Annotated in this window: 26 protein-coding genes; 11 read left to right on the top strand and 15 right to left on the bottom strand. The window is 61.1% G+C overall.

Annotation, left to right across the window (positions count from 1 at the left end):
- Nucleotides 1-15 precede the first annotated feature (15 nt).
- The 8 genes from CGLAUT_RS07275 to CGLAUT_RS07240 are packed head-to-tail and all read right to left on the bottom strand — an operon-like array spanning nt 16 to nt 7692.
- Nucleotides 16-1176, bottom strand: coding sequence for a MalY/PatB family protein (locus tag CGLAUT_RS07275; RefSeq protein ID WP_290184331.1), 1161 nt, complete (start codon nt 1174-1176; stop codon nt 16-18).
- Between the two features lie 2 nt (nt 1177-1178).
- Nucleotides 1179-2051, bottom strand: a complete 873-nt coding sequence (locus CGLAUT_RS07270) for a metallophosphoesterase (protein ID WP_290184329.1) — start codon at nt 2049-2051, stop codon at nt 1179-1181.
- Nucleotides 2048-2743: a tyrosine-protein phosphatase gene (locus tag CGLAUT_RS07265; protein WP_095660134.1), complete on the bottom strand. Its 696-nt coding sequence runs from the start codon at nt 2741-2743 to the stop codon at nt 2048-2050. The genes CGLAUT_RS07270 and CGLAUT_RS07265 overlap by 4 nt, the downstream gene beginning before the upstream one ends.
- On the bottom strand, nt 2743-3507 hold the full coding sequence (locus CGLAUT_RS07260) for an ABC transporter ATP-binding protein (RefSeq protein WP_095660133.1): 765 nt from the start codon (nt 3505-3507) through the stop codon (nt 2743-2745). The genes CGLAUT_RS07265 and CGLAUT_RS07260 overlap by 1 nt, the downstream gene beginning before the upstream one ends.
- On the bottom strand, nt 3504-4301 hold the full coding sequence (locus CGLAUT_RS07255) for an ABC transporter ATP-binding protein (protein ID WP_290184327.1): 798 nt from the start codon (nt 4299-4301) through the stop codon (nt 3504-3506). Before CGLAUT_RS07255 ends, CGLAUT_RS07260 begins: the two co-directional genes overlap by 4 nt.
- Complete coding sequence (locus CGLAUT_RS07250) at nt 4298-5146, bottom strand: ABC transporter permease (RefSeq protein WP_095660131.1); 849 nt, start codon at nt 5144-5146, stop codon at nt 4298-4300. Before CGLAUT_RS07250 ends, CGLAUT_RS07255 begins: the two co-directional genes overlap by 4 nt.
- A complete protein-coding gene (locus tag CGLAUT_RS07245; protein ID WP_290184325.1) occupies nt 5146-6153 on the bottom strand; it encodes an ABC transporter permease in 1008 nt (335 codons plus the stop codon). The genes CGLAUT_RS07250 and CGLAUT_RS07245 overlap by 1 nt, the downstream gene beginning before the upstream one ends.
- Nucleotides 6154-6168: 15 nt before the next feature.
- Nucleotides 6169-7692, bottom strand: a complete 1524-nt coding sequence (locus CGLAUT_RS07240; RefSeq protein WP_095660129.1) for an ABC transporter substrate-binding protein — start codon at nt 7690-7692, stop codon at nt 6169-6171.
- Nucleotides 7693-8245: 553 nt separating this feature from the next.
- Here CGLAUT_RS07240 and CGLAUT_RS07235 point away from each other — a divergent pair.
- The 4 genes from CGLAUT_RS07235 (at nt 8246) to CGLAUT_RS07220 (ending at nt 12018) form a co-directional block, all read left to right on the top strand.
- Nucleotides 8246-9232: a Bug family tripartite tricarboxylate transporter substrate binding protein gene (locus tag CGLAUT_RS07235; RefSeq protein ID WP_095660128.1), complete on the top strand. Its 987-nt coding sequence runs from the start codon at nt 8246-8248 to the stop codon at nt 9230-9232.
- Between the two features lie 2 nt (nt 9233-9234).
- A complete protein-coding gene (locus tag CGLAUT_RS07230; protein WP_095660127.1) occupies nt 9235-9834 on the top strand; it encodes a tripartite tricarboxylate transporter TctB family protein in 600 nt (199 codons plus the stop codon).
- A complete protein-coding gene (locus CGLAUT_RS07225; RefSeq protein ID WP_095660126.1) occupies nt 9834-11405 on the top strand; it encodes a tripartite tricarboxylate transporter permease in 1572 nt (523 codons plus the stop codon). The genes CGLAUT_RS07230 and CGLAUT_RS07225 overlap by 1 nt, the downstream gene beginning before the upstream one ends.
- Before the next feature lie 235 nt (nt 11406-11640).
- Complete coding sequence (locus tag CGLAUT_RS07220; RefSeq protein ID WP_095660125.1) at nt 11641-12018, top strand: hypothetical protein; 378 nt, start codon at nt 11641-11643, stop codon at nt 12016-12018.
- Here CGLAUT_RS07220 and CGLAUT_RS07215 read toward each other — a convergent pair.
- Both CGLAUT_RS07215 and CGLAUT_RS07210 read right to left on the bottom strand, forming a co-directional pair.
- Nucleotides 12015-13127, bottom strand: a complete 1113-nt coding sequence (locus CGLAUT_RS07215) for a GNAT family N-acetyltransferase (protein WP_095660124.1) — start codon at nt 13125-13127, stop codon at nt 12015-12017. The genes CGLAUT_RS07220 and CGLAUT_RS07215 overlap by 4 nt on opposite strands.
- A 27-nt stretch (nt 13128-13154) precedes the next feature.
- Entirely contained in the window at nt 13155-14528 is a 1374-nt protein-coding gene (locus CGLAUT_RS07210; RefSeq protein ID WP_290184322.1) for a DUF349 domain-containing protein, read from the bottom strand.
- Between the two features lie 140 nt (nt 14529-14668).
- Here CGLAUT_RS07210 and CGLAUT_RS07205 point away from each other — a divergent pair, with 140 nt between their 5' ends.
- From CGLAUT_RS07205 to CGLAUT_RS07185, 5 genes are read left to right on the top strand one after another with little or no spacing between them, the layout of a single operon-like run.
- On the top strand, nt 14669-15265 hold the full coding sequence (locus CGLAUT_RS07205; protein ID WP_095660122.1) for a hypothetical protein: 597 nt from the start codon (nt 14669-14671) through the stop codon (nt 15263-15265).
- Nucleotides 15259-16170, top strand: a complete 912-nt coding sequence (miaA, locus tag CGLAUT_RS07200) for a tRNA (adenosine(37)-N6)-dimethylallyltransferase MiaA (RefSeq protein WP_095661111.1) — start codon at nt 15259-15261, stop codon at nt 16168-16170. The genes CGLAUT_RS07205 and miaA overlap by 7 nt, the downstream gene beginning before the upstream one ends.
- A gap of 2 nt (nt 16171-16172) precedes the next feature.
- Nucleotides 16173-17009, top strand: a complete 837-nt coding sequence (gene dapF, locus CGLAUT_RS07195) for a diaminopimelate epimerase (RefSeq protein ID WP_290187086.1) — start codon at nt 16173-16175, stop codon at nt 17007-17009.
- A 21-nt stretch (nt 17010-17030) separates the two neighbouring features.
- Nucleotides 17031-17798, top strand: a complete 768-nt coding sequence (locus tag CGLAUT_RS07190) for a DUF6882 domain-containing protein (RefSeq protein ID WP_095660121.1) — start codon at nt 17031-17033, stop codon at nt 17796-17798.
- Between the two features lie 10 nt (nt 17799-17808).
- Entirely contained in the window at nt 17809-18573 is a 765-nt protein-coding gene (locus tag CGLAUT_RS07185) for a DUF6882 domain-containing protein (RefSeq protein WP_290184321.1), read from the top strand.
- Here CGLAUT_RS07185 and CGLAUT_RS07180 read toward each other — a convergent pair.
- The gene (locus CGLAUT_RS07180; protein WP_095660119.1) at nt 18570-19085 is read right to left on the bottom strand and encodes a hypothetical protein; all 516 of its coding nucleotides are present in this window, start codon (nt 19083-19085) and stop codon (nt 18570-18572) included. The genes CGLAUT_RS07185 and CGLAUT_RS07180 overlap by 4 nt on opposite strands.
- A 58-nt stretch (nt 19086-19143) precedes the next feature.
- Nucleotides 19144-19884 carry a hypothetical protein gene (locus CGLAUT_RS07175; RefSeq protein ID WP_095661109.1) on the bottom strand — a complete coding sequence of 247 codons (741 nt, stop codon included), beginning with the start codon at nt 19882-19884 and terminating at the stop codon, nt 19144-19146.
- 142 nt (nt 19885-20026) lie between these two features.
- Between CGLAUT_RS07175 and hflX the strand changes: the two genes are divergently transcribed.
- Entirely contained in the window at nt 20027-21532 is a 1506-nt protein-coding gene (gene hflX / locus CGLAUT_RS07170; RefSeq protein WP_290187084.1) for a GTPase HflX, read from the top strand.
- A gap of 4 nt (nt 21533-21536) precedes the next feature.
- On the opposite strand, the gene nagB is transcribed toward hflX, so the two are convergent.
- Nucleotides 21537-22277, bottom strand: coding sequence for a glucosamine-6-phosphate deaminase (gene nagB, locus CGLAUT_RS07165; RefSeq protein WP_290184320.1), 741 nt, complete (start codon nt 22275-22277; stop codon nt 21537-21539).
- Nucleotides 22278-22339: 62 nt separating this feature from the next.
- Here nagB and CGLAUT_RS07160 point away from each other — a divergent pair, with 62 nt between their 5' ends.
- A complete protein-coding gene (locus CGLAUT_RS07160; protein WP_290184319.1) occupies nt 22340-23659 on the top strand; it encodes a uracil-xanthine permease family protein in 1320 nt (439 codons plus the stop codon).
- A gap of 104 nt (nt 23660-23763) precedes the next feature.
- Here the strand turns inward: CGLAUT_RS07160 and CGLAUT_RS07155 are convergent, their stop codons facing one another.
- Nucleotides 23764-24033: an HPr family phosphocarrier protein gene (locus CGLAUT_RS07155; protein ID WP_095660116.1), complete on the bottom strand. Its 270-nt coding sequence runs from the start codon at nt 24031-24033 to the stop codon at nt 23764-23766.
- 56 nt (nt 24034-24089) lie between these two features.
- Nucleotides 24090-26210 carry a PTS fructose transporter subunit IIABC gene (locus CGLAUT_RS07150; protein WP_290184317.1) on the bottom strand — a complete coding sequence of 707 codons (2121 nt, stop codon included), beginning with the start codon at nt 26208-26210 and terminating at the stop codon, nt 24090-24092.
- Between the last annotated feature and the right edge of the window lie 26 nt (nt 26211-26236).

Raw genomic sequence — 26236 nt, 5'->3', positions numbered from 1 at the left:
CGACTGCACCCAGCGTCATGGGATAGAAAGTGCGGCTGATCGCATGCGGGTGAGTGCGAGGTGCATGATCGGGTTCGGCATGGCGAAAGTAAAACGTAGATGGTTTTCAAAACCCGCTCCGCAGCGAGACCCCTCCGTCATCTCAACTCCGGCCCGCTCGAGGAAGAAGGACCGAGGATTGCTGACGCCCAGTTCCGAGCAATCTAACCATGCGATGTACGTGGTGTCTGGGGTGTGGATGCGGACCCCGGGCATCTGGTGAGCAACGAAATTCACCAATTCGTCGCGATTCCGTTCGAGGTAGCGCCGAATCTCGTCGAGCCATACAGCGCCTGCTGAGTAAGCGGTGGAACTCGCTGCGGCGCCAAGAGTCGAGACTGCCTTTAGCGGAATCCAGCCCTTCTTGCGCCATATTTCTGCGTGGTTCTCATTGGTGAGGATCACCTGGGCACATTTCGCCCCTGCCATGTTGAATGCTTTCGTGGCGGATATCGCTGTGATGCTCTGGGCTGCGGCTTGCGCACTTAACGATGCGAATGGTGTGTGCGTCCCGCGACGGGTGAGTGGGGACCAAATCTCATCGGCGAAAACCAGGCCATCGTAGTCTGCGACAAGATCACTTACTGCACGAAGCTCCGATGCAGCGAACGAGCGACCAGTCGGATTATGGGGATTGCATAGCACCAGCAGTTGTGCTCCTGCCTCAAACGCCGCTCGGATGCCTTCGGTGTCGTTGGTGTACCGTCCGTCATCGAGCTTCATAGGAACCTCGATGTATGAGCGATCCAACGCTTCGAGGACTTCGCGAAATGGCATGTAAGCCGGAGTGGGAATCACGACTGGCCGGTCCGGGTCAACGAGGTGTTCAAGAACGAACACGTAAATCGCGATGACATCTGCGGTGGCTTGGATTGCGTCCGGATGAACTTCCCAATCGAAATTCTGATGGAGGAAACCGGCGGTTGCGTACTGCAGCTCGCGGAGATCTTCGATGGTTGAATACCCCAAAGGCTGTCTGAGCACTTGCGAGCTCAGACGCTCTTTTACTTGGGCCGGTACGCCAAACGCCATTTCAGCCACGAAGGCGCCAATGAGACCTGGATTCGACCACGACATGGATCCACTGCGTCGCAGGTCGTCCAGAGTTATAGAATCCAGGTCAGCAAAAGACGGCATCGCTAATCACCAGCTGAACGTGAGAGATGTGCAGCGAACTTGCCCGGATACGTCCAGCCAGGTCGACCCGCGCCGGCGGCGATAGTGCGCACCAATTCGGGTTCGTATTGGAAAATGGTTTCACCCGATCCGCCAACTTGAACACGAGTCACCTCAACGCTTTTCCCGATCTCGACGATTTGGAACGCGGAGATCTCCCGAGCTTTTTCCGAGAGCGGTGATCCGACTACGGTTTCATTCGCGATCGCAGGTCCTACCAGAACAGGAATGCTGCCCAGAGTGTGCTGTGCGGGGAGATGGTAGTGGCCCGAAAGAATTGCTGTTGGAAGATTCTCGTGCAGTCGAAGTGTTTCGGAAAGCTTGTCGGTATCAGAGAGCCGCAGCGCGTCATGCAGCACGGTGGGGGCTTCAGCAGGGGGATGGTGCAGCACGAGAACCCAGGGTTTGCTTTCCGGAATGTGCCGCGAAATCCACTCAATCTCGAAGCCCAGCTCTCCATATCCTGCTCGTGGAACCGAAGTGTCGGCAGATAGAACCCGCAGATCCGGCAACTCCACCACCGAGTGGGCAGCTAGCGGATCTCCAACTCCGAGGGCCTCGCGCAAAGAGTCGCGATTGTCGTGGTTGCCACATGCATATACTGGCGCAGCTTTCCATCTTTCCGCGAGCGAATCTACGAGCGACTTGGCGAACTGATACGACTGCGAAGAACCGTCCTCAGAGATGTCGCCGGAAAGTACGATCGCGTCACACCGTTCTTGCTGGGCGGCAACCTCGATTGCAGCTTCAAATAGCGCGCTGGTGTCTACGCGGTCGTAGTGTAAACCTCGATCCGCCAGTAGGTGGGTGTCGGTGAAGTGGCAGATACGAGTCATACGGGCCTCACTAGATTGCGGCGGAGAAGCTGCAGCGTCCCTGAATCAAGTCCATGCTGTTCCAGATACCTTGCCGGGCCACCAGCAAGCGTGACGACGTCCCACCCAGCCCGAATCATGTCGGCAGACACGTGGGTTGCTCGGTGAGCTGCATCACCCGGTATCTCAGAAGCACCTGAAAGGCGAAGCAAATCGTCCAAGTAGTTCTGCCCCAGAAGACCGGATGTCAGCAAGTATTCGTCGAGGATCGCGGAATCGGGAGCGCCTAGTGCTCCGAGAATTAGGGCGACAACCATGCCTGTTCTGTCTTTTCCCGCCGTGCAGTGAATCAGCACACCGCCTTTAGACGAAAGTCCAGCGGTAGCTCGGACGGCTGCGGCGAGTTCTCGACCGTGGTTACGGGCCATGATTGAGTACAGCTCGTCGAGCGTTTCCCACTCCAATTGCTCGAGAGCTCCACCAAAAACAGGCACGCTTGCAACCTCGACGTGGGCGGTGTCGAACGCTGGGGTTGCATCGCGCTCGGTTTGGTCACGCAGATCAACCACTCCTGTAATGCCGGTCCGCCGGCTGGCCCCAGCGAGATCCTCGATCACGGAAAACGGTGCAGCAGATCGGTAGAGTGCGTTGTCAGCAATAACTCCGCCAGTCACTGGAACGCCGGCCAGCGAACGAAAGTTGTGAAGGGCCACTACGCGGCCCCCTCGGGAAGGTGAGGCACCGCTTGCAACAGTTCGATCGTTGCTGGGTGTTGTGGCTTCGTAAGGAGCTCGTGGGTGGGGCGGTGTTCGACCATTTCCCCGTTGAACAAAACCAGCGTTGAACAGCAGATCCGTTGGACCACTCCGAGGTCATGGGAGATCAGTACGTACGTCAGATCGAATTCTTCGCTGAGGCGCTCGAGTAGCTCGAGGATTGTGACTCGAACTGAAACATCAAGCGCCGATACCGGCTCATCCGCGATGATGACCTGTGGGCGGGCAGCGACGGCGCGGGCGATCGCTACTCGCTGACGTTGGCCTCCAGAAAGTTCGTGTGGATAGCGCCCATGCCAGTCGGGATTCAGATCGACTGCCTCCAACGCTTCTCGCACGTGGTCTCGGGTCTTCCGCGTGCCGCGGAGACGCAGCGGCTCGCTAATTATCTGCCCAATTGTCATGCGCGGATTGAGCGAAGCGAAGGGATCTTGCAGAACCAGCTGTACTTCCCGGCGCAAGTTGGTCATACCGAGCTTGCCGGCCCGCACCGGCTCACCTCGGTACAGAATCTCGCCGGAGGTCGGTTCGAGCAGGCCAAGCATCATCCGGGTCAGCGTGGTCTTACCGGATCCAGATTCGCCGATAATGCCGAGCGACTCGCCAGGCCTAATGGCAAACGACAGGGGACGGACCGCAACGTTTTCCCCGAATTCCTTTGACACGTTGGACACCGTGAATAATTCTTCCTTGGCCGTCATCCTCCGCTCCTTTCACCGACATGGAGACTGGTAGACCGAGCTGCGTCTACAAGTTGCTTGGTGTATTCGTGCTGAGGTTTTGTCAGCACATCAGCTGAACTTCCTGACTCAACGATGGATCCGTGTCGCATTACGAGAAGGCGATCTGCGATCTCGTATGCAACCGCCATGTCATGAGTGATCATCAAGAGTGCCGTGTTCATTCGCTGGGTTGCATCATCCATCAGCTCGAGAATGTGTTTCTGCACAGTGGCGTCAAGAGCAGTCGTGGGTTCGTCAGCAATGAGCAAAGCGGGGGAGAGACTCATCGCCATTGCAATAATGATGCGCTGTCGTTGGCCACCGGATAGCTCGTGCGGATAACGCTCAATGATCTCTTCAGGGTTGGGAAGATTCACGCTCCTGGCGAGCTCGGCAGCGCGTTGTTTCGAACTTCCATCTCCCAACTGGTTGTGCACTCGACTGGCGGTGAGCAATTGCTGCCGGATCTTGATCACGGGATTCAGAGCGGTCTGCGGCTCCTGGAACACGAAGCCGATCTCACGGCCCCGGATGGAGCGCAAATGCTTCTCTGGCATGCCGATAAGCTCTTGTCCTTTGAACAGGATCGAGCCTTCAACGGTCGCGTTCCTGGGCAATAACCCGTTGATGGCGGTGGCTGTCAGGGATTTACCCGATCCAGACTCACCGATCAGGCAGACACGCTCACCGTCGCTGATCTCGAAAGACACGTCCTTCACGATTCTGCTGTCGCCGAAAGAGATCGAGAGATCGGTAACTTTGAGAAGACTCATGCTTTCGCCTTCCGGGGATCGTAAACGTCGCGAAGACCGTCACCGAGCAGGTTGAAACCGATAATCGTCACGACGATCGCGGTAGCGGGAATGAGAATCACGCTTGGGTGGGAGTACATAAACGACTGGTACGTGGAAAGCATCCGCCCCCAGCTAGGCGTAGGCGGTGGCGTTCCTACTCCGAGGTAAGAAAGTCCGGCCTCTGCGAGAGCTGCGGTGCCCATAATCTGCGTTGTGCGGACGATCAGTGTGGGAGCGACGTTCGGAAAAATATGGTGGTGCAACAGCCAAGGTCCGCGCGCTCCAGCTGCTGTAGCCAGTAGGACATAATCGGATACACTGACCCGACGTACCTCGGGCAGGATAGTGCGGGTGACGGATGGCGCTGATCCTAGGCCAATCGCAACTGCCGAGGTGACTGCCGAACCCTGGAACGCTGTGGCGAGGATAAGGGCGATGATCAAGGTAGGGAATGCCACCCAGATGTCTGTGATGCGCTCGGTGAGCTGGGACAGCCACCGCGGAGCGTAAGTGATGAGGAAGGTCAGCAGCAGCCCCGCGATGAGGGCGATTAACGCGCCACCGAGACTGGTGAGAACGGTCACGCGAGTACCAACCAGCATCATCGAGAAGATGTCACGGCCCAGTTGATCAGTTCCGAGCCAGTGGTCTCCTGAGGGCGGAGCCCATGTGGCACTCGGGTTCACTGCGGCTGGATCGTAGGGAACCCAAATGAACGAGACGGCGAAACCCAAAAGGATGATCGCGACCACCACGAGTCCAAAGAGACCCGCGGGGTTACGGATGAGTTCGGCGAGCCGTCCAGCAACTGTCTGGTAGTTCATCAGCGAACCCTCACTCGGGGATCAAGGAGACGGGCCAGCAGGTTTGAAATCATCATGAGCACGATCACCGTGCTAGAGAGCACCATGAGGAATCCTTGGACAGTGGTGATATCGCGGTTCGTCACACTGCTGACTAGGTGGCGCCCTACGCCAGGAAGAGCGAAGACTTGCTCTACAACCACCGTGCCCATCAGCAGGGCGGCAGCATCAAGCGCGAGGACGCCGAGCAAAGGGAGCCAAGAGTTTCGCAGCACGTGGGTCATCAGGGTTTGAAACCGGCTCAAGCCCTGAGCTCGGGCGGTCCGGGGGTAATCCTGCGCACGCTGTTCAATGATGGTGGATCTGACATAGCGGGTGAGCGCGGCGGCTTGGGGAATTGCCAGCGTCACCGTTGGAAGGATGAGAGAACGAATCGCCTGCCCTGGTTGATCCCAACCCTGCCTTGGAAAGCCCGTGGCCGGGAGATTCAGCGGCGCAGCGACATACATGACCAGGAGCATGCCCACAATAAAGCTCGGGACAGCGATACCAATCTGAGATACCCACGACACGACCTTCCCGCCCGCGAACTCGGCTCGGGCACCCGCGTAAATACCAAGAACCAGCGCGATCACAAGCGCGAGGGCCAGGGAAGCGATTGCGAGGGGAAGTGTCACCTGCAATTTACTCACCAGTTGATCTGTGACGGACATGCCGGTGAATGGTGACGTACCGAAGTCGCCGGTGAGAACCCCAGTGAACCAATCGAAGTACTGGACGATGATTGGCCGATCCCAGCCATTCTCCTGCCGAATCAACTGCAGTTGCTCGGGGGACGCATCCAAACCACCTAGGATGACAGCCGGGTCCCCGGGGAGGGTATTGAGCGCGAAGAAGATCACCACCGACGCAATCAGGATGGCGAACACGGCCCAGGCCACGGTACCAGCGATGATTCGCAATCCGCTGGAACGTTTAGGCTTGAGTGTCTGTTCTTTCTCTGCCCGAGTGCTCGCATCAGCGGCCACAGGATTGGTCACCGATTAATCCTCGACAGTGATATCGGCGACGTAGTAACGAGAGCCGATGCGGTCCGTAGGGAAGCCGGAGACCCCCTGACGCACGTGCTGGGTAGCCTTTGGGCTGTAAAGCCACTCCGTTGCAGCATCCTCCGAGACGAAACGGGCGAGCTCGCCAAGCTTTTCGTCACGCTCGTCGAAGCTGGAAGCGCTCAGCGCTTCGTCGGTGAGCTGCTGAGCCTCAGCATTGTCGTAGTTCCAGTAGTACTTCGGGTTGCCGTAGTACGTCAGCGTCCAAGGATCGACCTGAAGCACCATGGTCATGTCGTACTCTTTCTTCTGGTACACCTGGTCGAGCCAAGCAGAGAACTCCATGGGCTGGATGTCCACATTGATGCCGATCTGGCCCAGCTGAGAAGCGATGTACTCGCTGACAGCTGGGTCGTACTGGTTGGCCACACGCAGGTTGAGGCTCAGGTCTTCGAATCCAGCGTTTTGCAGCAGAGCACGAGCAGCCTCAGGATCGTACGAGTCGATTTCGTTCAAGGATTCATCCCACCAAGCTTGCGCTGGAGAAACCATCGAGCCGATTCGGGTCGCATTCGTACCGAGCGCGTCGATCAGACCGTTCTTATCGATTCCCATGCGGATCGCGCTGCGGACATCCTTATTCTGGAGCGCTTCGTTTTCGTGGTTGAAGGCGAGTGTCATGTAGGCGGTGTCGTCGCCCTCGACCGTCTGGATAGAGGAGTCGCCCTCAAAGCGGGAACGGGTGTCAGCGTCCGAAGAGGTCAGAATATCGATCTGGCCAGAAGTCAGCGCGTTAGCAGCTGCGGAGATGTCATCGTAGTAGTTAAAGACAGCTTCCTTGACGCCGGCTTGCTCGCCCCAGTAGTCATCGTTTCGCTCGAGGCTGATGAAGTTGCCGGTCTGCCACTCACCAATTCGGAAAGGTCCGGTGCCATTCGACTCCGTCGTGAGGTCAACCTCGTTGTCGGAGGGGACCATCATTGCAGCCTTGCTGCCCATCGCCTCGAGGAAGTTAATGTCTTTCTCCTTCAGACGAACCTCAACCGTCTTCTCGTCGATCTCAGTTGCGGACTCAAAGGCGTGCATGAGTTTTGCATCCGGGTTCTTGGAATCCTCGGCGGAGGAAGCCTCAAGGGTTGCGACGACATCTGCTGCGTCAAAATCAGACCCATCGTGGAACTGCACTCCCTGGCGCAGGCTGAAGGTGTAGGTCAAACCGTCGTCGGAAACATCCCAGGATTCAGCGAGGGTGGGTTCAAGGTCACCAGAGGGCATGCGTCGCACCAAGCCCTCGTACACGTTGTCGTCCACAAGTTGATCCAGTGCAGCGCCTGAGACGGTAGTCGGATCAATGCCCGAGGGCTCCAGAAGGAAACCAAGGTTCACAACCGCATCCGGGTTAGCGACACCAGTTGCCGGATCGGAGTCTCCTTGGTTGGCATTCTGGGTGGGCTCCTGGGGGCTGCAACCGCTGAGCACGAGCGCGAACGCGGCAATAGCCGCGAACTTCTTCTTCATCGGTAATTAGTCCAATCTGTGGCGTTGAGTAGGGAGGGCGTTGGCAACGTGCAACGAACCGCAGATTAAGCGCGAATTAAGAAATCTCAGGGAATACTCGGTTAATGAACCCTTAAATTGCGGGTAAATATGGATTAGCGGCTAAGGAATTACTTATGGACGGCGTTGGACGTTGAAAAGAACTGTTGGTGAGAACCGCCGCGGGCGTCGGCTGGTTAAAGCTTTCCGCACTGGGTAGGGCGAGGCCAGATCAGCAGAAATCTCACCGTGCCTGCGGAACGGGGGCCGACTTCTCTGGCATCTCAAGTTTGCAGAGCTTGACGTTGGGTCGGCGCCGAGTGATCAGATGTCCAGAAGCTGAAGCCGCTGCGCATCGACGATCGTCGGGACCGTGCAGCGGAGCGACACAAGCGCCACCAAAGCGGGAAAGTTTATTCGGGGGATCTGTTACGTCGATCACCACCCATCCAGTATTGTCTCCCACATCGATTCCGATTAGTGGCGAAGGACACACTCTGCCGAGTGGTCTAGTGCTGTGCTAGATACAGGGAGGATGAACTTGGGAAAGTTCGCTCAGGTGGGGGCGGCGATCGTCGCCATAGCGCTCACTGGCGGTGCGCTTGCACAGGCCGCGCAATCGAGCGAGACAGGACTTGCTCGTTCGAACCTCACGATCATTGCTCCAGCCGCAGTCGGCGGAGGATGGGATGGATTCTCGCGTGAATCGCAAGCAGCGATGCGTGGTGAAAACCTCGTGAACAACGCCAAGGTGGTTAACATCCCAGGCGCTGGAGGAACGATTGGACTCAGGCAGCTCGTCCAGATGCAAGGCGACTCCTCGACCATCATGGCAACCGGTGCGGCAATGGTCGGTGGCGTTGAGATCAACCGTTCTGCCGTCAGTATCCAGGATGCGACTCCACTCGTGAGACTCGCAGACGATTACATCATCGTTGTCGTCCCCGCTGACTCCCCGTACAAGACGTTCGATGACGTGTTGGCTGCCTGGAAAGAAAACCCGAAGGGGTTTGCGATCGCGGGCGGTTCACTCGGCTCGGTCGAACATCTCGCGATTTCTGAAGTCGGCAGAACCCAAGGCATCGAACCACGCGACGTGAACTTTGTCGCGTACTCCGGCGGCGGTGAAGTCTTGTCAGCCTTGCTATCGAGAACCACCGAAATCGGCGTGACCGGTTACAACGACTTTGCGGACCAACTCGAGTCCGGGACGATGCGGGCACTCGCCATCTCCTCTCCCGAGCGTCTCGAAGTTGCTCCCGACATCCCGACCTTGACCGAGTTGGGTGTACCAGTCGAGATGGCGAACTGGCGAGGCTTCCTCGCGCCTCCCGGTATCTCGGACGAGGAAAAGCGAGAACTCGTCGACATTCTGACCGAAATGGAACAGTCGGAGGAGTGGCAGGACGCAGTGCAACGAAACGGGTGGTTTGGGACGTACATGGCGGGTGACGAGCTCGAGGATTTCATCGACTCCGAGTCGTTGCGCACACGTGATCTGGTCAAGGAGTTGGGGCTGTAGCGATGTCAACTGTTGTGAATTCTTCTACTCCCGCCAACACCGTACGACGTGGAGCATTGCACGGTCGCAGTGAGCTGGTCATGGTGGGACTGCTCCTTATCCTCGCCGCGGTGCTTATCTTTGATGCCTCAACCTGGGAGGTGGCCTCCACGGCTCGGCCGGGTCCGAAATTCGTCCCGTTCATCGTCGCCGGAGCACTGGTGGTCATTGCCGTGGCGTACGCGATCGACATCTTCCGCAAACCGATCGCGATCCAGCCGACCGTCCCTGAGTCTGCAACAGAACTGTCTGTGGACATGTTGCACGACCTCAGTAGGTATGAAGAAGCGTCCGCCACATCGTCGACAAGCGAGCAGTTCCATTCTGACTGGAAGACATTGCTGCCGGTCGTGTTCTCGTTCCTTGCCTTTGTGCTCATTCTCCCGTACGCGGGGTGGGTTATCTCGGCTGCAGCGCTGTTTTGGGCGATTGCGTATTTCCTCGGTTCGACGCGGCCGGTATTCGACATCTGGATCGCGCTCATCGTCTCGTCTTCGGTGCAGCTCATTTTCGGCGGTGTGCTTGGGCTGAACCTTCCCGCTGGGATCTTTGGAGGCCTGTGATGGATCAAATCACGCAACTGATGGAGGGGTTCGCAGCTGCGATCACTCCATACAACTTGCTCTTCGTCCTCATTGGTGCCGTGCTTGGCACCGCAGTGGGCGTGCTCCCGGGCCTCGGATCGTCGATGGCGGTGGCGCTGCTGCTTCCGATCACCTTCGCCCTCGATCCGACAGCAGCGTTCATTATGTTCGCCGGGATCTACTTCGGCGGGCTGTTTGGCGACTCCACCGCTGGAATCTTGTTGAATACCCCTGGACAGGGTTCTGCAATCGCGTCAACGTTTGAAGGCCACCGGATGGCGCGCAACGGGCAGGCGGCGAAAGCTCTGGCCACAGCCGCTATCGGTGCCTTTATCGGTGGCCTTATCTCAATGACGCTGGTTGTATTCTTCGCTCCCTACATGGTCAAGCTGGCGACCCAGTTCGGCCCCGCAGAATACTTCGCCCTCGCGCTGTTTGCGTTTGCGGCAATCTCTTCGGTCGTCGCGGATTCGATCATCCGCGGCCTCGCGGCGCTTGCAATCGGCCTGTCTCTGTCGTTCGTCGGTATCGATGCGCCTTCCGGAACTCCTCGATACACATTCGGCGTCCCGCAGCTCTTTGACGGCATCGATCTTGTGGTCATCACCGTCGGCATCCTTGCGATCGGGGAAGTGTTCCATATCGCTTCACGCATCAAGCGTGACCCAGACGCTTTGAAGCTCTCCTCGAACGGCATCGCTCGGCTTTCTTGGGCTGACTTCAAAAAGGCACTGCCGGCCTGGTTGCGCGGCACCGCATTTGGAGCTCCTTTCGGCATGATTCCGGCAGGTGGTGCGGAGGTGCCGACTTTCCTAGCCTACGGTACGGAGAAGTCTTTGGCCAAGCGAAACGGGGATCCGGAATTTGGCACCACCGGCTCCATCAAAGGTTTGGCGGCCCCGGAAGCTGCCGGCAACGCAACCGCCGGTACTGCCATGGGTACGCTGCTCGCACTCGGATTGCCCACCTCGGCAACTGCGGCAATCATGCTGGCCGCCTTCCAGCAATACGGCATGCAGCCCGGCCCGTTGCTTTTCGAGCGCTCCGGTGAGCTGGTCTGGACGTTGCTCGCGTCGCTGTTCATCGCACTTGTAGTGCTGCTCGCGCTGAACCTATTTCTGGCTCCGCTTTGGGCGCGACTGCTCTACATCCCCCAGCACTACTTGTACGCAGGAATCACCGTGGTTGCTGCACTGGGTATTTACGCCATTTCAGCGTCACAGACAGACCTGATCATCCTGCTGGTGCTCGGCTTCCTCGGTTTCCTCATGCGACGCTACGAGGTCCCGCTCGCACCGCTTCTGATCGGTGTGATTCTCGGGCCGCTTGCTGAAACCGAGTTGCGCCGCGCGCTGGCTGTGTCGGAGGGCGACATCGGCGCTCTCTACTCATCGCCAATCACCATTGGCATCTACCTCATGCTGTTCGCAGCGATCGCGATCTCTGTGGTGCAGCACCTGCGAAACATCCGGCGAAACAACGAAGGCAAAGAGGCAGCGGTAGATGCCGCCTTCGAGGAGGCAGAGCTGACTGAAGAGCATCGAGCTTAACGACGGACCTTCGGTGGTCCCGTACGGTGGTCGTTCGAACCACCGCTAGACCGGGCTCGGACCCAAGCAAGACTTCCGTACCGGAACCCGCCCGACTCTAGCCGCGTCTAATCCCCATACGTACTCAAAAGAAGCTGTAAGTCCACGGAGGTTGACTAAAGCTTGGGTGGGGGGTTGACGGGGTGAAAAGGTCTGCGGTAGTAACTGACGAATTGGGAAAGGGTTGGTGGCGGTAATGAGGATTTTCACAGTGACCGCGGAGCGCGGACGTGGACCGGTTTGGGTGCTGGAGTGCAAAGAACTTGGCGTTGTGTCGCAGACCCGGCGGCTGGATCGGGCAAGAGACGAGGTCAGCGAAGCGATTGCGTACATGTCCGGGCTTGATGAGTCCGAGTTCGAAATCGCAATCGAGCCCGTGCTCGGTGCGGAGCTTGAGGTACTGCGCAGCGAAGCAATGGCTTCAAAACGTGAGGCTGCTGAGGCGGCAGATCGCGCATCCGCGGCGAGCAGAAAATTCGTGGAGCAGATGAAGGCTCATGGGTTCACGGTCCGCGAAATGGGAACGTTGCTGGGTGTTTCGTACCAGCGTGCGGCTGCGCTCGCCGCGGGTTAGCAACGCTGCCACGCCGTCGTCGATGAGACGACGGCAGCATTGAGTGCGCGCATGATCGATTCTGCGGGGGCGGAACCAGCGGGGTAGGAGCAGTAGACCGTCTCGAGGTCTTCCCAGATTTTCCGCGCCGCGGAAACCGTTTCGCGGATCAGCGCTTCGCCGATGCCCCGGCCGCGAAACTCGGGCAGTACGTAGATCAGTCCGAGTTCACACACGGCGTCGGAGTCGGAGGTGTAGTGGACCGCCTCGCAGATCCCCACAATGCGGTCATTTTGGCCTGGAAGGCTGGCGCGGCAGATGCCGGTGAGCTGGTTGCCGCCGCGGTCTTGGAGGCGCGCACCGGCGTCGGTGATGCGCTGCAAGTCCCACACGATGGGTTCAAGCGCAAGTTCACCGCGCGGGTAGTCGCGCGACGCGGCGGTGAGCAGCGCTGCGAACTGTTCCGCATCTGCGCTCGCCGAACCGACACCTGCTGTGAATCCCGCGAAACCGGGACCCTCCACCACCTGGATAGACAGGCCGTCTCCGGAACCACCGGCCAAGGTCTCGACGGCAGCGGCTTCGAAGACGGCCTGGTCTTCGCGGAATGCCGGGGCGTAGCCGGCTTCGACCGCGCCGGGCGGGGTGAACTCGCCCTCTGGATGCGTCACCCAGAGGTGGCGGATGGGGCGAGAAAGGGCGTTGGACAGGGCGTCGATAAGCGAAAAAGCCCCGAACCACGGCGCTCGCGGAACCTCCTCTCCGGGCAGTGGGGCGATGGAGGCGTCGAGGGTGACGTTGGCTTCGATGACTTGGAGGTCTTCGAGCAGCGGCAGCGAGATGAAAACCCAGGCGTCGATGTCAAGGAGGTCATCGTCGGTAAGTTCGGGAAAGCCGAGCTCGGTGACCGGGCGCGGGGCTGTGCGAGAGGTGAGCGCGAAGAGGTACGCGCGCGATTCGGTGGAGTTTTCGAGTCGCTTGGCGACGTGCGCGGTCGTGATCCCCGAGGTTGCAAGCCCAGTGATGTCTTGGATGGCCAGGGTGGCCGAGAATGCGTAGGCCCCGACGGCGGCGTCCGGATTGTCCGGGGTTGCGCCTGGCCGGGGCACATACTGCAGTGCGGTAAGCATGGGTGAGGCGGGAAGGGCGGGGAAGCGCTAGCGCTCGCTTGCCGCCTTCGCCGCGACGTCAGCGAACTCCTGCCACTGCTTCGCCTGCTCGCGAAGCTCGGCAGCCTTCTTCGCGTTGCCCTTCGCCTCGGCGGCATCGGCCTGTGCGGCAAGGTCGTCCGCGCGGGACTGGAACTGGTTGACCTTGTCCTGCGCAGCCGGATCCGACTGGCGCCAGCGGGAGTCCTCGGCATCGGCGACGCGCTTTTCAATCGCGCCGATCTTGTCCTCGTACTCGCGGACCTTGCCGCGCGGGACGTAGCCGATCTCCTCCCACTTGTCCTGCAGCTCGCGCAGCTTCGCCTTTGCTGCACCCAGGCCCTTAGCGGGATCGATGAGGGAGTCGTACTCCGCGATCAGCGCGTCCTTGGCCTCGGCGTTGGCCTCGAACTCCTTGTCGCGCTCGGCGTTAACCGCGTTGCGGGCGTCGAAGAAGTGGTCCTGCGCTGCGCGAAACTGCTCCCAGAGCTTGTCATCCACCTCGCGCGGGGCGCGGCCGGCGGCCTTCCACTCCTTCATCAGGTCGCGGTAGGCGCGCGCGGTGTCGCTCCACTCGGTCGAATCCTTCATTGCCTCGGCGCGGGCAACCAGGTCTTCCTTGATCTTCTTCGCGGCGGCGCGACCGCGATCCAATTCCGCGAAGTGCGAGCCGCGGCGGCGGTTGAAGCTGTCGCGGGCACGGGAGTAGCGCTTCCACAGCGCGTCATCGGTCTTGCGGTCAATGCCGCGGATGGTGCGCCACTCGTCCAGAATCTCGCGGATGCGGTCACCCGCGACCTTCCACTCGGTGGAGTTCTCTGCCAGATCCTCGGCTTCGGCAGCGAGCGTTTCCTTGCGGGCGATGGCCTCCGCGCGGCGTGCAGCTTTCGCTTCCTTTGCGCGCTCACCTGCCTCCTCGGTGTCGGCGATGACCTTGTCCAAACGGGCTTCTAGCGCGTCGAAATCGCCGATGGCGACTGCCTCCGCCAGGGTCGCCTTGATCGCCTCGGCGTTGGTGCGCAGGTTGGTCGCCTCGTCCGGGTGCGCAGCCAGGCGGGTCTCAAGCAGCTCGACCTCGGTCACGATGTCGTCGAAACGCTGCCCGTAGTGCGCCAGGCCCTCTTCCCGGGTGCCGGCCTGCCAGGAACCGATCTCACGCTCGGCGCCGCCGCGGGTGACGTATACCGTGCCGTTGTCATCGATGCGGCCGAACTGGGAAGGATCCGTGGCCTGCGACTTCACCTTCGCTGCCGGTGCAGCGGCGGGCACCGGCGAGGGCGTCGTCTGCTGCTGGTCCGCGGAACCCGGGCGCGGGCCCGGCTTCGGCGCGCGGTTTGGCATCGCGGCGGGAGAGGGACGGGCAGGCTGGTTGGGGGTGGTCATGGTTTCGCGGATCCTTCCTTGGTCAAGAACCGTGTGCCGCGCGACGCGGCTGCCGTAAGTGCCCCCTAACTCTACCGCGCACGTAGCGCAACGTGTCGCGTTTTCGCACGCAGTTGTGCTGCCCACGTAGGGTAGGCAGGGTGCACGACCCCACCCTCCTCATCGTCCCCGGCTCGCCCGCGCTGGTATCAGAGCTTTCGCTTGCCGACGCCCCCTCGCGCCGCCTGGCAACCGCCATTCGCGGGGCAGCAGCGGGGGATGATCGGCCGGTGGACATCGTGTGCGATTTGGGCGAGGGCAGCTATACCGCCCGCACGGGAACGTTTGCGGCGTGGGGTGCGCCGCAAACCGACGTCGGCGGCGGCAACCACCTCGGCGAGCTGGTCGTGCGTTATCTACTGGGGGAGCGGGATTACCGCCCGGCACGCGACCGCATCGCGCCACTCGACCCCAAGGCACTCACCGTCGTGGTCGTTGACGGCCCGGCGGGGCTCACCCCGCGCGCCCCGCTCGCGTTCATCGAGGAAGCACCGTCGGTCCACGAGGCGCTCACCGAACTTGTTGCAACGGGTGCCGCGCCGCAGCCCGGGCTGGATGCTGATCGGCTGGAACAGGGGGGCGTCGTCAAGCCTGAGCTCTGGATCGAACTCGCCGAACTTGAGCCGCGAACCGCAACCTTGCTGGATGTCGATGCGACGTTGGGTGTGGGGCGCTACGTGGGGGTGTGGCGGTGGTAGCTCCGATCGCTGTGGTGGGACCGACTGCCTCCGGCAAATCCGCGCTCGGCATCGCCTTGGCGCAGGAGCTCGGCGGCGAGGTGGTCAACGTCGACTCGATGCAGCTCTACCGCGGAATGGACATTGGCACGGCGAAGCTTGCGCCTGAGGAACGCGGCGGCATCCCGCACCACCTGCTGGATATCTGGGACGTGACTAAGACTGCGTCCGTGGCCGAATACCAGCAGCTGGCGGTGGCTGCGGTGGAGGAGATCGCCGCACGCGGGAAGGTGCCGGTTCTGGTCGGCGGGTCGATGCTCTACGTGCAATCGCTGCTCGATGATTGGCAGTTTCCGCCCACCGACCCAGCCGTGCGCGCGAAGTACGAGTCGCGACTTGCAGCGATCGGCGTTGACGCGCTGCACGCAGAGCTGGCTGAGGTCGACCCGGAGGCAGCGCGCGTGATCGAGGACAAAGACCCGCGCCGCACCGTGCGCGCGCTCGAGGTGATCGAGCTGACCGGCAAGCCGTTCCAGGCGTCGCAGCCGCCGAAGGACGCGCCCCCGCGCTGGGGCACGCGCGTGCTTGGGCTGCGCACGATGCCGGAGTGGCTGAACCCGCGGATCGCGGAGCGCACCAGGCTGATGTTCGAGCACGGGCTTGTCGACGAGGTGCGCGGGCTGCAGGACGCAGGTCTGATCAGGGAATCCACCGCAGGGCGCGCGATCGGGTACGCGCAGGTGCTCGCCATGCTCGAAGGGGAGCTTTCGCTTGACGACGCTTACGAGCAAACCGTCACCGGTACCAGGCGGTACGTGCGCCGCCAGCGCTCATGGTTCAACCGCGATCCCCGAATTGTGTGGCTGGATGCTACCGGCGACGACGTACCGGGTGCCGCGCTGGCCGCGTTAGACTTGCCCGCGTGAGTATCGCGCAACTTCCGTTTATTAAGGCCCACGCCACCGAAAACGACTTTGTGGTCATCGTCGACGTGAACGACGAGCTGGACCTGGACGCTGGGCAGGTCGCTTACCTGTGCAACCGGCGCGCTGGCATCGGCGGCGACGGCCTCCTGCGGGTGGTGCGCTCCGGCGAGACCGGCCGGTGGTTCATGGACTATCGCAACGCCGACGGCTCGATCGCGGAGATGTGCGGCAACGGTATCCGCGCGTTCGCCCACGTGCTGGTTGCCGAGGGGCTGGAAGCGTCCCGCGAGTTCGAGGTGGATACCCGCGCCGGAGTGAAGACGATCCGTGTGCTCGATGCTGACGGCACCCATGCAACGGTGTCCGTTGGCATGGGTCCGGTCGCGGTGACCGGCGTGTCCACCGCGCGAATGGGGGAGCAGCAGTTCGCCGGTATCGGTGTGGACGTGGGCAACCCGCACCTCGCGTGCGTGATCCCGGGCCTGAGCGCAGAGACGCTTGCGGCGATGGAGTTCAGCCAGCCCGAGTTTGATCGCGAGTTCTTCCCGGAGGGTGTCAACGTCGAGGTGCTCACCGAGCTCTCGGGCGCAACGGGCGACACGGGCGGGGAAGTGCACATGCGCGTCTGGGAGCGCGGCGTGGGCGAGACCCGCTCCTGCGGCACCGGCACCGTCGCCGCCGCGCAGGCTGCGCTTGCAGACGCCGGCATTGAGGACGGCGAAGTCACGGTCAACGTGCCTGGCGGTGCGGTACGAGTGCAGCTAGCAGGCGGTGAGGCGACGATGACCGGGCCGTCGACAATCGTGGCCCGCGGCCAGCTGGCGGGCGCGCTGGCTTAGCTAGCTCTACGCTTGCGGGGTATGCACCAACTGCAGCAAGTCAGGCGCATCGGCCAGCGAGCATACATCTACGCTCGCCTGCGCCTCGACCTCATGCACCGACTCATTGACGCACACGAGTTTGGGAAGCCAACTGACAAGTACTCCATGAACTTCCGGGATGGGGAGATCTACATTTGGCAAGGTCGTCTACGTGGGCGCATCCAGACAGTTGCTTCCATCGCCATGAAACCCGCCACTGTGCTGTGGGGATACGCTCCACCGTTCGCCGATGGCAGGAAACTGCAGGAGGAGGAACTGATCAAGCTGTACGGTGAGCGGCACAACCTGGGTCAACTGACCTGCGGGCAGGTGCCACACGGGATTCCGAACGGGCCTGATGAGGCAAATGAGATGAAGATCCTCGGGTACGAGATCGGCGCAATGGCAATGTATATCTTCGGCGGGGATTACATATTTCTCTCGATTACGAATGAACTTGCGGGAAACGAGCTTGTCACCCTCGTTTCCGATCTGAGTTCTCCCGTTCCACCAGTAACGCTCCTTGATGTTCTCGAGCACATCTCTCGCTATGTCGACTTCATCGATGACATGGAGTGGTCTCTGGGTGGGCTCGTTGAAATGATGCCAGGCTGGCGGCTTGAGACACGGCCGGTTGACCGTCTCCAGCAACAGGTCTTCCGCATCTTCGACGAGCAGGGCAAAGTACTGACTCTTCTCGTTGCGCGTGACGAGTCTGGTCGCCCGATTAATGTCCTCGCTGACGGTGTTCGTAAGTACGAGAACTAGCGAGGTCTACATGCACGAACTTTCACAGGTTAGGCGCGTCGCGCAGCGGGCCATCCTCTACTCCCGTATCCGCATGGAATTGATGCGTGAACTCATGGATGAGCACACGATCGAGGGTGCGCCCAACAACTTCAATGTCGATTTCGAAACCGGAGAGATTTCTTTCTGCGACGGCCGGCTACGCGGCCGTGCCGAGCTGATCGCATCCATTGCGATCGAACCTGCGACCGTGCTTTGGGGATTTGCGCCTTTCTTTCAGCAGGGTCATGGTCGGGACCAGGCTCAGCGCATTCGAACTTTCGGGGCTTGGAACAACCTCGATGAGCTCTCACGCGAGGAAGTGCCGCACGGCATTCCCGAAGGGCCAGAGCAGTTCAACGAGTTCCTCATCCTCGCTCACGACATCGGTGCGGTGGGCGTTTACGCCTGCGGGCCTGAGTACGACTACGTAACGTTTCCCAACCATCAAACGGGGAGCCACGTAGTGCTGCTTGTCTCAGAGCTCACGCACCGCGTCCCGCCGCTCACCCTTCTGGATGTCTACGTGCGGTTGTCTCGCTACGTCGACTACATCGACGACCTCGAATGGTCTCTCGGCGGACTGGTGGAGATGATGCCGGGATGGCGCCTAGAAAAGCTTCCAGCTCAACACCAGCGGCAGGAAGTCTTCCGCGTGTTCGATGATCAGCGCAAGAGCCTCACACTGCTCGTCGATCACAATCAGTTCGGCCAGCCGGAGTACGTCCGGGTAGAGGGACTGCACGACGCCAATTAAGCCGGCCCAATCTCCTTAGCCACGCGCCGCGCATCGTCCCACGCCGACTGCAGTTCAAACGCGCGCTGATCCGCGACGGTCAAAAGGCGTTCGAGCTGCGCACGGTCAACGGTGGGAGAGGCGAGATAGCCGTCGATGCGCGCTACAAAGCGCCGCGCAGAACTTGCCCGCAGCAAAAACTCGTTGATCTCCGGCACCGACATGTCCGGGTTGGCAAGAGCAGGGAAATGTAGGGTACGGTCCGCGATATCCGCAGCGGAGGCGCCGTTTTGCAGCTGGTCGTACGCATCCAGGACCTCGCAAATATCGTCGCGGGCATAGCTTAACGACGACTGGATGGCCGCATTTTCCGGATTGGACTGGTAGTGGCGGCTGACGAGCAATACGAGCGCGATGAGGAAGATCGAGAGGATCAACCCCGGCAAGCGCAGCAGCACGACCAGCATGACTGCTGCGGCAAGGGTAAGCGCGCCGATGAGCGCTCGCGACAGGTCCCTATCGGGTGTGCTCATCTCGCCCCCCCCTTTTTGTTCTGGACGCGCGTCTTAGTACGCGGTCGTCCCTGAAAGTTTAGTGGCCGCCGCAGCCGCAGGAACCGCCGCATCCCCCGCAGCCGCCACCGCTCGGCGCCGGGATAGATCCGGCCATCACCGCAGTGCCGGCGATGACAGAATCGCGCTCTGGCAGGTCACCGTCCGGCAAACACACATCGAAGGGAAATGCCGCATCGACGGACACGTGAATGAAACGCTGCCCGGTGAGTTGCGAGGTACGGTGCTCCGCGCTGAGTACCCGGGCAGAGAAGGTAGCCGACGCATCCGGTGCCACTGGAGCGCCGGCAGCCACTGCTTCGGCACCTTGCGAATCCACCGTGCCAAGCACTTGGCCCGGGTTGGCAGCGTGGAACGCCTCGATGGACTCGTAGCGCTCGTGGGTGAGGGCCAGCGCGGTGACACCGAGTTCCTGCCACTGAAGGACAGGGTCGTCGGCAATCAGCGGGCCCTGGGCGAGGTTGACGGTGACGCTCGCCATCGCGTTACCGTGCGGGTCTACGATTTCGGCCAAGGACACCACGTCGTTAAGCGGGGTGATGTGCGCATAGGCGCGGGTGGTGGAGTCGAAGCCGGCAAAGGTGGCGAACGGCTCGACCGCGAGGATGTTCAGCTGGGCGCCGGAAGCGTCGAAGTACTGAATTAGCTGCCCGCCGCGCACCTCGCCGGTAACGGCGAGCTGGTTCGTTGCGATGGCAGCTTCGACGGCGTCCTGCCACCTTGTAAACCCGAGCCCGATGGCGGAAAGATCAGTGCTGATGGTTTCGCTCATGGGCCCAAAGCCTACTCCCAGCGCCTACGCCGGGAAGAAAGGCGGGCGTGTGGGCGTTAAATGGGGTATTAAGAAAACCAACACGGTGACCAACACGGTGACCAACTCGGTGTACGGACAAAAGGACTGCATGACTCAACTCGACCCGCAGCAAGAGCTTCACGACGACCTGCTGGCGCGAGCGTTTCGCCACAACGCTCCGCAGCCCGGGGCCGATGGACAAACGGTAGGGGATCCCACCACCGGCGCGCTCGACCTGGAAGATAGAAACGCGCTGCGTCGCATCTCCCGCGAAACGGAGCTGCGCGCTGAGGAGCAGGAAGACGGCTACGAGGTCGAGTATCGAAAGCTCCGCCTCGAAGAGGTCATCTTGGTCGGTGCCTGGACCGAAGGCTCCACGGCTGAGATGGAGGCGAACATGTTCGAGCTCGCCGCGCTCGCGGAAACCGCCGGCGCGCAGGTGATAGACATGTTTTATCAAAAGCGCGACAAGCCAGACCCGGGTACCTACATCGGTTCCGGCAAGGTCAAGGAGCTGGCCACGATCGTCCAAGCCACGGGCGCCGACACCGTCGTGTTTGACGGTGAGCTTTCCCCCGGCCAGATGGTTGCGCTCGAGGAAGCGCTCGGTGTGAAGGTGATTGACCGCACCATGCTCATCCTCGACATCTTCGCGCAGCACGCGAAGAGCAAGGAAGGTAAAGCGCAGGTCAGCCTCGCGCAGATGGAATACCTGTACACCCGTACTCGTGGTTGGGGTGGCCAGCTGTCGCGTCAGGCGGGCGGTCGCGCCGGCTCCAACGGCGGTGTGGGTCTGCGTGGCCCGGGTGAAACTCGTATCGAGGCGGACCGTCGACGCTTGCGTACGGAGATGGCCAAGCTGCGCCATCAGCTGCGCGACATGAAGACGGCCCGCGAGGTCAAGCGTGCCCAGCGCAACCGTTCCACCACGCCGAAGATCGCGATCGCTGGTTACACCAACGCGGGCAAATCGTCGCTTATCAACGCGATGACGGATGCCGGGGTGCTCGTGGAGGATGCCCTATTCGCCACCCTCGATCCGTCGACACGCAAAGCTCAGCTTGCCGACGGCCGCTCTGTGGTGCTCACTGACACCGTCGGCTTCGTCCGCCACCTGCCGACCCAGCTCGTGGAGGCGTTCAAATCGACGCTAGAGGAAGTCTCGAACGCCGACCTGCTGCTGCATGTAGTGGACGGTTCTGATGCTTTCCCGCTGAAGCAGATCGAGGCGGTTAACGAGGTGCTCGCGGAAATCACGCGCGAATCCGGCGAGACTCTTCCGCCGGAGATTGTGGTAGTGAACAAGATCGATCAGGCCGATCCGGTGGTGCTTGCTGAGCTGCGCCACGCGTTCGACCATGCCGGCCGCGACGTGGTGTTCGTCTCCGCACTGACCGGTGAGGGGATCGCCGAGCTCGAGTCCAAGATCGAGATGTTCCTCAACACCCTCGATGAGCACGTCACCATGCTCGTGCCGTTCACGCGCGGCGATGTGGTCTCACTCTTGCACGAACAGGGCACGGTGCGCTCGGAGGAGTACCAGGAGCAGGGCACGCTTATCGACGTGCGCTTGCCCCGGGTTATCGCCGAGCAGCACCGCGAGTTCGTCGTTTAGCTTTTTAACTTGCGGAGTAATCGCCCTCGAGCTTGGAGGCTGCGGCCTCGTCGAGGATGACGGTGACGTTCGGGTGGGACTTCAGTGCACTGGCGGGGTTGTCTGTGCTGACTTCACCCTCGACCATGGCCTTCACTGCGTCGGCTTTGTTCTCGCCGGTGGCGATGAGGACGAGGTTGCGGGCTTCCAGGACGGTGCCGATGCCCTGGCTAAGTGCCTGGCGGGGGACCTCGGACTCGTTGTCGAAGAAGCGCGCGTTATCCGAAATGGTCCGCGGGTGCAGGTCGATGACGCGAGTGCGTGAATCATGCGGGCTACCTGGCTCGTTGAAGGCAATGTGGCCGTTGCTGCCAATCCCGAGAATCTGGACGTCCACCCCGCCGGCGTCCTTGATCGCCTGGTCGTAGTCAGCAGCAGCTTGGTCCGCGTTATCCGCCGTGCCGTCGAGGGAGTGCACCTTGGCGTCGTCGATGTCGATGTGGTGGGTGAGCTCGCGGCGGATGGTGGAGTAGTACGACTGCTCGTGCTCCTTGGCCAGCCCGTTGTACTCGTCGAGGAGGTAGGCGCTGCACCCAGCAAAGCTCAGGCCGTCTTCGTTATGGCGGCGGATGAGTTCCTGGTAGGTCGGGGTTGGGGTAGATCCCGTGGCAAGCCCGAGCACGCCGTTGTTTACAATGAATGGTTGGAGGATGTCTGCAGCTGCAACACCGACTTCTTCAGGAGTGCGGCGAATAAGAATTTCCATAGAGACAAAACTACGCCCGTCGATTAGGAGCTCGCAATTGTTACGAGCGATAATGGAACCTCGTGAGTGAATCGGTGAGCCAGAAAACGAACGAGACCTTTGGTTGGCATTTGCATGGCGACGGGCGTCGCGTGCAGCCCGGAGCGGTGGTGGCACCGGATGAGCGGCTGAGCTGGCCGCGCACGATTAGTATTGGCATGCAGCACGTGGTGGCCATGTTCGGCGCAACCTTGCTGGTGCCCACCCTGACCGGCTTTCCGGTGAACACTACGCTGCTGTTCTCGGGCCTGGGCACCATCATCTTTTTGCTGATCACTCGAAACAAGCTGCCGAGCTACCTCGGCTCCTCGTTCGCATTTATCGCGCCACTGACCGCCTCCCAGCAGTATGGGGTGGGCGCCCAGCTTGGTGGGGTATTGGTGACCGGCCTCGCGCTCATCGCAGTCGGTGTGCTTGTGCATGTCGCGGGCAAGCGCGTGATTGATGCGGTCATGCCTCCAGTGGTCACGGGCGCGATTGTGGCGCTGATCGGGTTCAACTTGGCGCCGACGGCGGTCGCCAATGTGGAGTCCCAGGTCGATGTCGCTGGCGTGACGTTGGTGACCATCGTGGTCATTACGGTCGCCACCCGCGGCATGATTTCTCGTCTGAGCATTCTCCTCGGTGTGTTTGTGGGGTGGATTTACGCGGCCATCTCCGGCGGGCTTGCTGAGGATACGCTGGACACTATCGGCAATGCTCCGTGGATCGGTTTGCCGCAGTTCCACACCCCGGAATTCCACCTCTCCGCGATCTTGGTGACCCTGCCTGTGCTCGTTGTGCTCATCGCCGAGAATGTGGGCCACGTCAAAGCTGTGTCCGAAATGACACACCGCAATCTCGACCACATGCAAGGCCGCGCGCTGATCGGCGACGGTATCGCGACCACCCTGGCTGGCGCCTTCGGTGGCTCCGGTACGACAACCTACGCTGAAAACATCGGCGTGATGGCGGCGACCAAGGTGTACTCGACTGCCGCTTACTGGGTCGCAGCAATCTTTGCCATGATCCTGGCGTTCATCCCCAAATTTGGCGCGGTCATCTTCACCATCCCCGCAGGCGTGTTGGGCGGCGCGTGCCTTGTGCTTTATGGCCTCATCGGCATGCTCGGTGTGCGTATCTGGCAGGACAACAAAGTTGATTTCACCGACCCCGCAAACCTGACTGCCGCGGCAGTGGCGCTGATTGTCGGAATTGGCAACCTCACGCTGAACGTCGGGCCGGTCACGCTGGAAGGCATCGCCCTGGGGTCGGTGGGCATCATCGTCATTTACCCGATTATGCGTTGGGCATTCGACACCATCGGAGAGGGGCAGTACAACTCCCACCACACTCTGGGATAAGCAGACCCGAATAACAAAAAGCGCCCGCCCGGCCAAACGTCCGAGAGTGGGCGTTTTAAACGCGTTCAACGCAGAAGGACACCCCTTCTGTGTCTACTCCGTGTCTACTCCTCGTCGAGGTTCGACTCGATGAGTCCTGCGATCTTCTCAACTGCCTCGGCGTTGTCGGAGGTGACGGTGACCTCGTCGCCGAACTCGGCACCCATCGCCATGATCATCAGTGAGGAAGCAGCGTCAGTCTCATCATCGTCATCGCCGCCAACGAGGGTCAGGATGATTTCGTCATCGAACTCATCCGCAGCGTCAGCAATGATGGTCGCCGGGCGTGCGTGCAGGCCCACGGTGGAGCCGACCTTCACGGTCTTGGAAGCCATAAGGTATGTCCTTTCCTCGAATGTGTTTGTGCTTGCCAGTGTAGGTGTGTTCGGGGCTAGGCTGCCACAGCCGGTTCAGGTGCCGCCTGGTTTTCGACGGATTCCGCTGCCGCCTTTTCAATTTCTTTGTTAGGCCAGAACCGCTTGATCGCGATCACCGCTGCCGCAGCAACCACGACACCAGCTGCAAGGGCGACAAACATGCCCCACCACGGTTCGTAGGCGAAGATCACGAAGACGCCGCCGTGCGGTGCCTGGCAACCCACCCCGAGCGCCATGGAGACAGCGCCGGCAGTTGCACCACCCAGCATCATGGCGGGGATGACGCGGAACGGGTCAGCCGCAGCGAACGGGATGGCGCCCTCGGACACGAAGCTCAGGCCGAGCAGCCAAGCCGACTTACCGTTCTCCTGCTCGGCAGGCGTGAAGAGGTTCTTGCGCAGGAAGGTTGCAATCGACAGTGCAATTGGCGGAACCATGCCCGCGATCATGACAGCTGCCATGATCTGGAAGCTCGCCTCCGTGCCCGCCGACAGACCCGCGGTACCGAACAGGTATGCCGCCTTGTTCACCGGCCCGCCGAGGTCGAAGCACATCATCAGGCCAATGATCACACCGAGCAGCACCGCGGAGGACCCGGACATAGATTCCAGCCAGCCCTGCAGGCCTTCCATCAGCGCAGCGAGCGGACGACCGAGCAGGAGGAACATGACCAAACCAACGGCCAACGAGGTCAGCAGCGGAATGATCACCACCGGCATCAGCGAACCGAGCCAGCGCGGCACCTGCCAGGTCTGGATCCAGTAAGCGATAAGGCCCGCGAGGATACCGGTGACCAAGCCGCCGAGGAAGCCCGCGCCAACCATGACGGAGATCGCGCCGCCGATGAAGCCCGGGGCAATACCGGGACGTCCTGCAAGCCCGTAGCCGATGTAACCGGATAGCGCCGCCACGACAAAGCCCATACCCATCTGCCCCGTGGCAAACAGCACTGCACCGAGATACAGGGCCCAACCTGAGCGCCGGAACGTCATCGTTTCGCCGTCGATCATTACCTCATGACCCGGCAGCTGGGTCGGCGAGAACTGGGTGACCAGCGCCTCCCAACCGTTGGCCATGTCGTACCCGCCGATAAGGAACCCAAGCGCCAGCAGCAAACCACCTGCGGCAACAAACGGGACCATGTACGAAACACCGGTCATGATGGCTTGCTGCAGCCGCTTCGGCCAGCTTTCGCCGGAAGCAGAGGTGGATTCCTCCCCGCCGGTAGTGCTTGCGGCTGCGACTCGCGGCGCATTTGGATTCTTGGCCGCCGCAATCGCCTCATCGATCATCGCATCCGGTTCGTTCACGCCGCGCTTCACCGGGCTATCCACCACCGGCTTTCCGGCGAAGCGCCCCTTGTCGCGAACCGCCACATCGTGCGCGAAGATCACGGCGTCTGCAGAGTCAATGAAGCTCTGCTCCAGGCGATCCCCGCCCGAGGATCCCTGCGGTTCAACGATGAGCTCAACATCGCCGCGTTTCTCCGCGGCTTGGGTCAGCGCATCAGCAGCCATATAGGTGTGTGCGATGCCGGTTGCGCATGAAGTCACCGCAGCAATTCGGAGCTTGGGGCTTTCGCTTATCGACGCCTGGGTTGCCGCCGATCCTTCTCCAGCCGCAACAGCTGTCGAGCCAGCTCCCGCCGCGCCGGCAGCTTTCGCAGCCTTCTTCTTGGGCTCAGCGTTGACCACCGCGAGAACCGCGTCCACGATCTCCTGGTCGGACTGCGCATTGCGCAGCGTCTCTACGAAGTCGCCCTTTACAAGGGCTCGCGCGAGCTTGGAAAGGATCTTCAGGTGCTCCTTGCCGCCTCCCTCTGGCGCGGCGATAAGGAACACCAGTTCCGCGTCGCCGTCGGGTCCGGAGAAGTCAACGGACGACGACAGGCGAGCAAACGCAAGAGTCGGGGCTTCCACTGCCGAGGTGCGGCAGTGGGGGATGGCAACGCGGCCGTTGACTCCCGTGCCTGCCTTTTCCTCGCGGGCGGACGCTGCCTCGACCAGTGTGCTGGCCTCGGATGCGCGGCCCGTATCGACGATTAGCGCTGCAAGGTGTTCGATGACCTCGCGTGGTGTCTTCCCGAAATCAACGTCGAGTGCGACGAGCTCCGGGGTAATTAATTGTGGCTGCATCGTGTCCTACTTCAGATAAGGGGGTA

This window comes from Corynebacterium glaucum (assembly GCF_030408855.1).
In the GTDB taxonomy this organism is placed as follows: domain Bacteria; phylum Actinomycetota; class Actinomycetes; order Mycobacteriales; family Mycobacteriaceae; genus Corynebacterium; species Corynebacterium glaucum.
Note: the sequence above shows the minus strand (reverse complement) of the source record. Positions and strands in the feature narration are given on the sequence as shown.

Excerpts from the sequence above, each read along its gene's own strand:
- CGLAUT_RS07190 (WP_095660121.1), top strand. The coding sequence starts at position 17,031 with ATGCACCAACTGCAGCAAGTCAGGCGCATCGGCCAGCGAGCATACATC.
- CGLAUT_RS07215 (WP_095660124.1), bottom strand. The coding sequence starts at position 13,127 with ATGCTTACCGCACTGCAGTATGTGCCCCGGCCAGGCGCAACCCCGGAC.
- CGLAUT_RS07230 (WP_095660127.1), top strand. The coding sequence starts at position 9,235 with ATGTCAACTGTTGTGAATTCTTCTACTCCCGCCAACACCGTACGACGT.
- CGLAUT_RS07270 (WP_290184329.1), bottom strand. The coding sequence starts at position 2,051 with ATGACTCGTATCTGCCACTTCACCGACACCCACCTACTGGCGGATCGA.
- hflX (WP_290187084.1), top strand. The coding sequence starts at position 20,027 with ATGACTCAACTCGACCCGCAGCAAGAGCTTCACGACGACCTGCTGGCG.
- CGLAUT_RS07210 (WP_290184322.1), bottom strand. The coding sequence starts at position 14,528 with ATGACCACCCCCAACCAGCCTGCCCGTCCCTCTCCCGCCGCGATGCCA.
- CGLAUT_RS07250 (WP_095660131.1), bottom strand. The coding sequence starts at position 5,146 with ATGAACTACCAGACAGTTGCTGGACGGCTCGCCGAACTCATCCGTAAC.
- CGLAUT_RS07150 (WP_290184317.1), bottom strand. The coding sequence starts at position 26,210 with ATGCAGCCACAATTAATTACCCCGGAGCTCGTCGCACTCGACGTTGAT.
- CGLAUT_RS07260 (WP_095660133.1), bottom strand. The coding sequence starts at position 3,507 with ATGACGGCCAAGGAAGAATTATTCACGGTGTCCAACGTGTCAAAGGAA.
- CGLAUT_RS07255 (WP_290184327.1), bottom strand. The coding sequence starts at position 4,301 with ATGAGTCTTCTCAAAGTTACCGATCTCTCGATCTCTTTCGGCGACAGC.
- CGLAUT_RS07180 (WP_095660119.1), bottom strand. The coding sequence starts at position 19,085 with ATGAGCACACCCGATAGGGACCTGTCGCGAGCGCTCATCGGCGCGCTT.
- CGLAUT_RS07235 (WP_095660128.1), top strand. The coding sequence starts at position 8,246 with ATGAACTTGGGAAAGTTCGCTCAGGTGGGGGCGGCGATCGTCGCCATA.
- CGLAUT_RS07225 (WP_095660126.1), top strand. The coding sequence starts at position 9,834 with ATGGATCAAATCACGCAACTGATGGAGGGGTTCGCAGCTGCGATCACT.
- CGLAUT_RS07275 (WP_290184331.1), bottom strand. The coding sequence starts at position 1,176 with ATGCCGTCTTTTGCTGACCTGGATTCTATAACTCTGGACGACCTGCGA.
- CGLAUT_RS07240 (WP_095660129.1), bottom strand. The coding sequence starts at position 7,692 with ATGAAGAAGAAGTTCGCGGCTATTGCCGCGTTCGCGCTCGTGCTCAGC.
- CGLAUT_RS07155 (WP_095660116.1), bottom strand. The coding sequence starts at position 24,033 with ATGGCTTCCAAGACCGTGAAGGTCGGCTCCACCGTGGGCCTGCACGCA.
- CGLAUT_RS07220 (WP_095660125.1), top strand. The coding sequence starts at position 11,641 with ATGAGGATTTTCACAGTGACCGCGGAGCGCGGACGTGGACCGGTTTGG.
- CGLAUT_RS07185 (WP_290184321.1), top strand. The coding sequence starts at position 17,809 with ATGCACGAACTTTCACAGGTTAGGCGCGTCGCGCAGCGGGCCATCCTC.
- nagB (WP_290184320.1), bottom strand. The coding sequence starts at position 22,277 with ATGGAAATTCTTATTCGCCGCACTCCTGAAGAAGTCGGTGTTGCAGCT.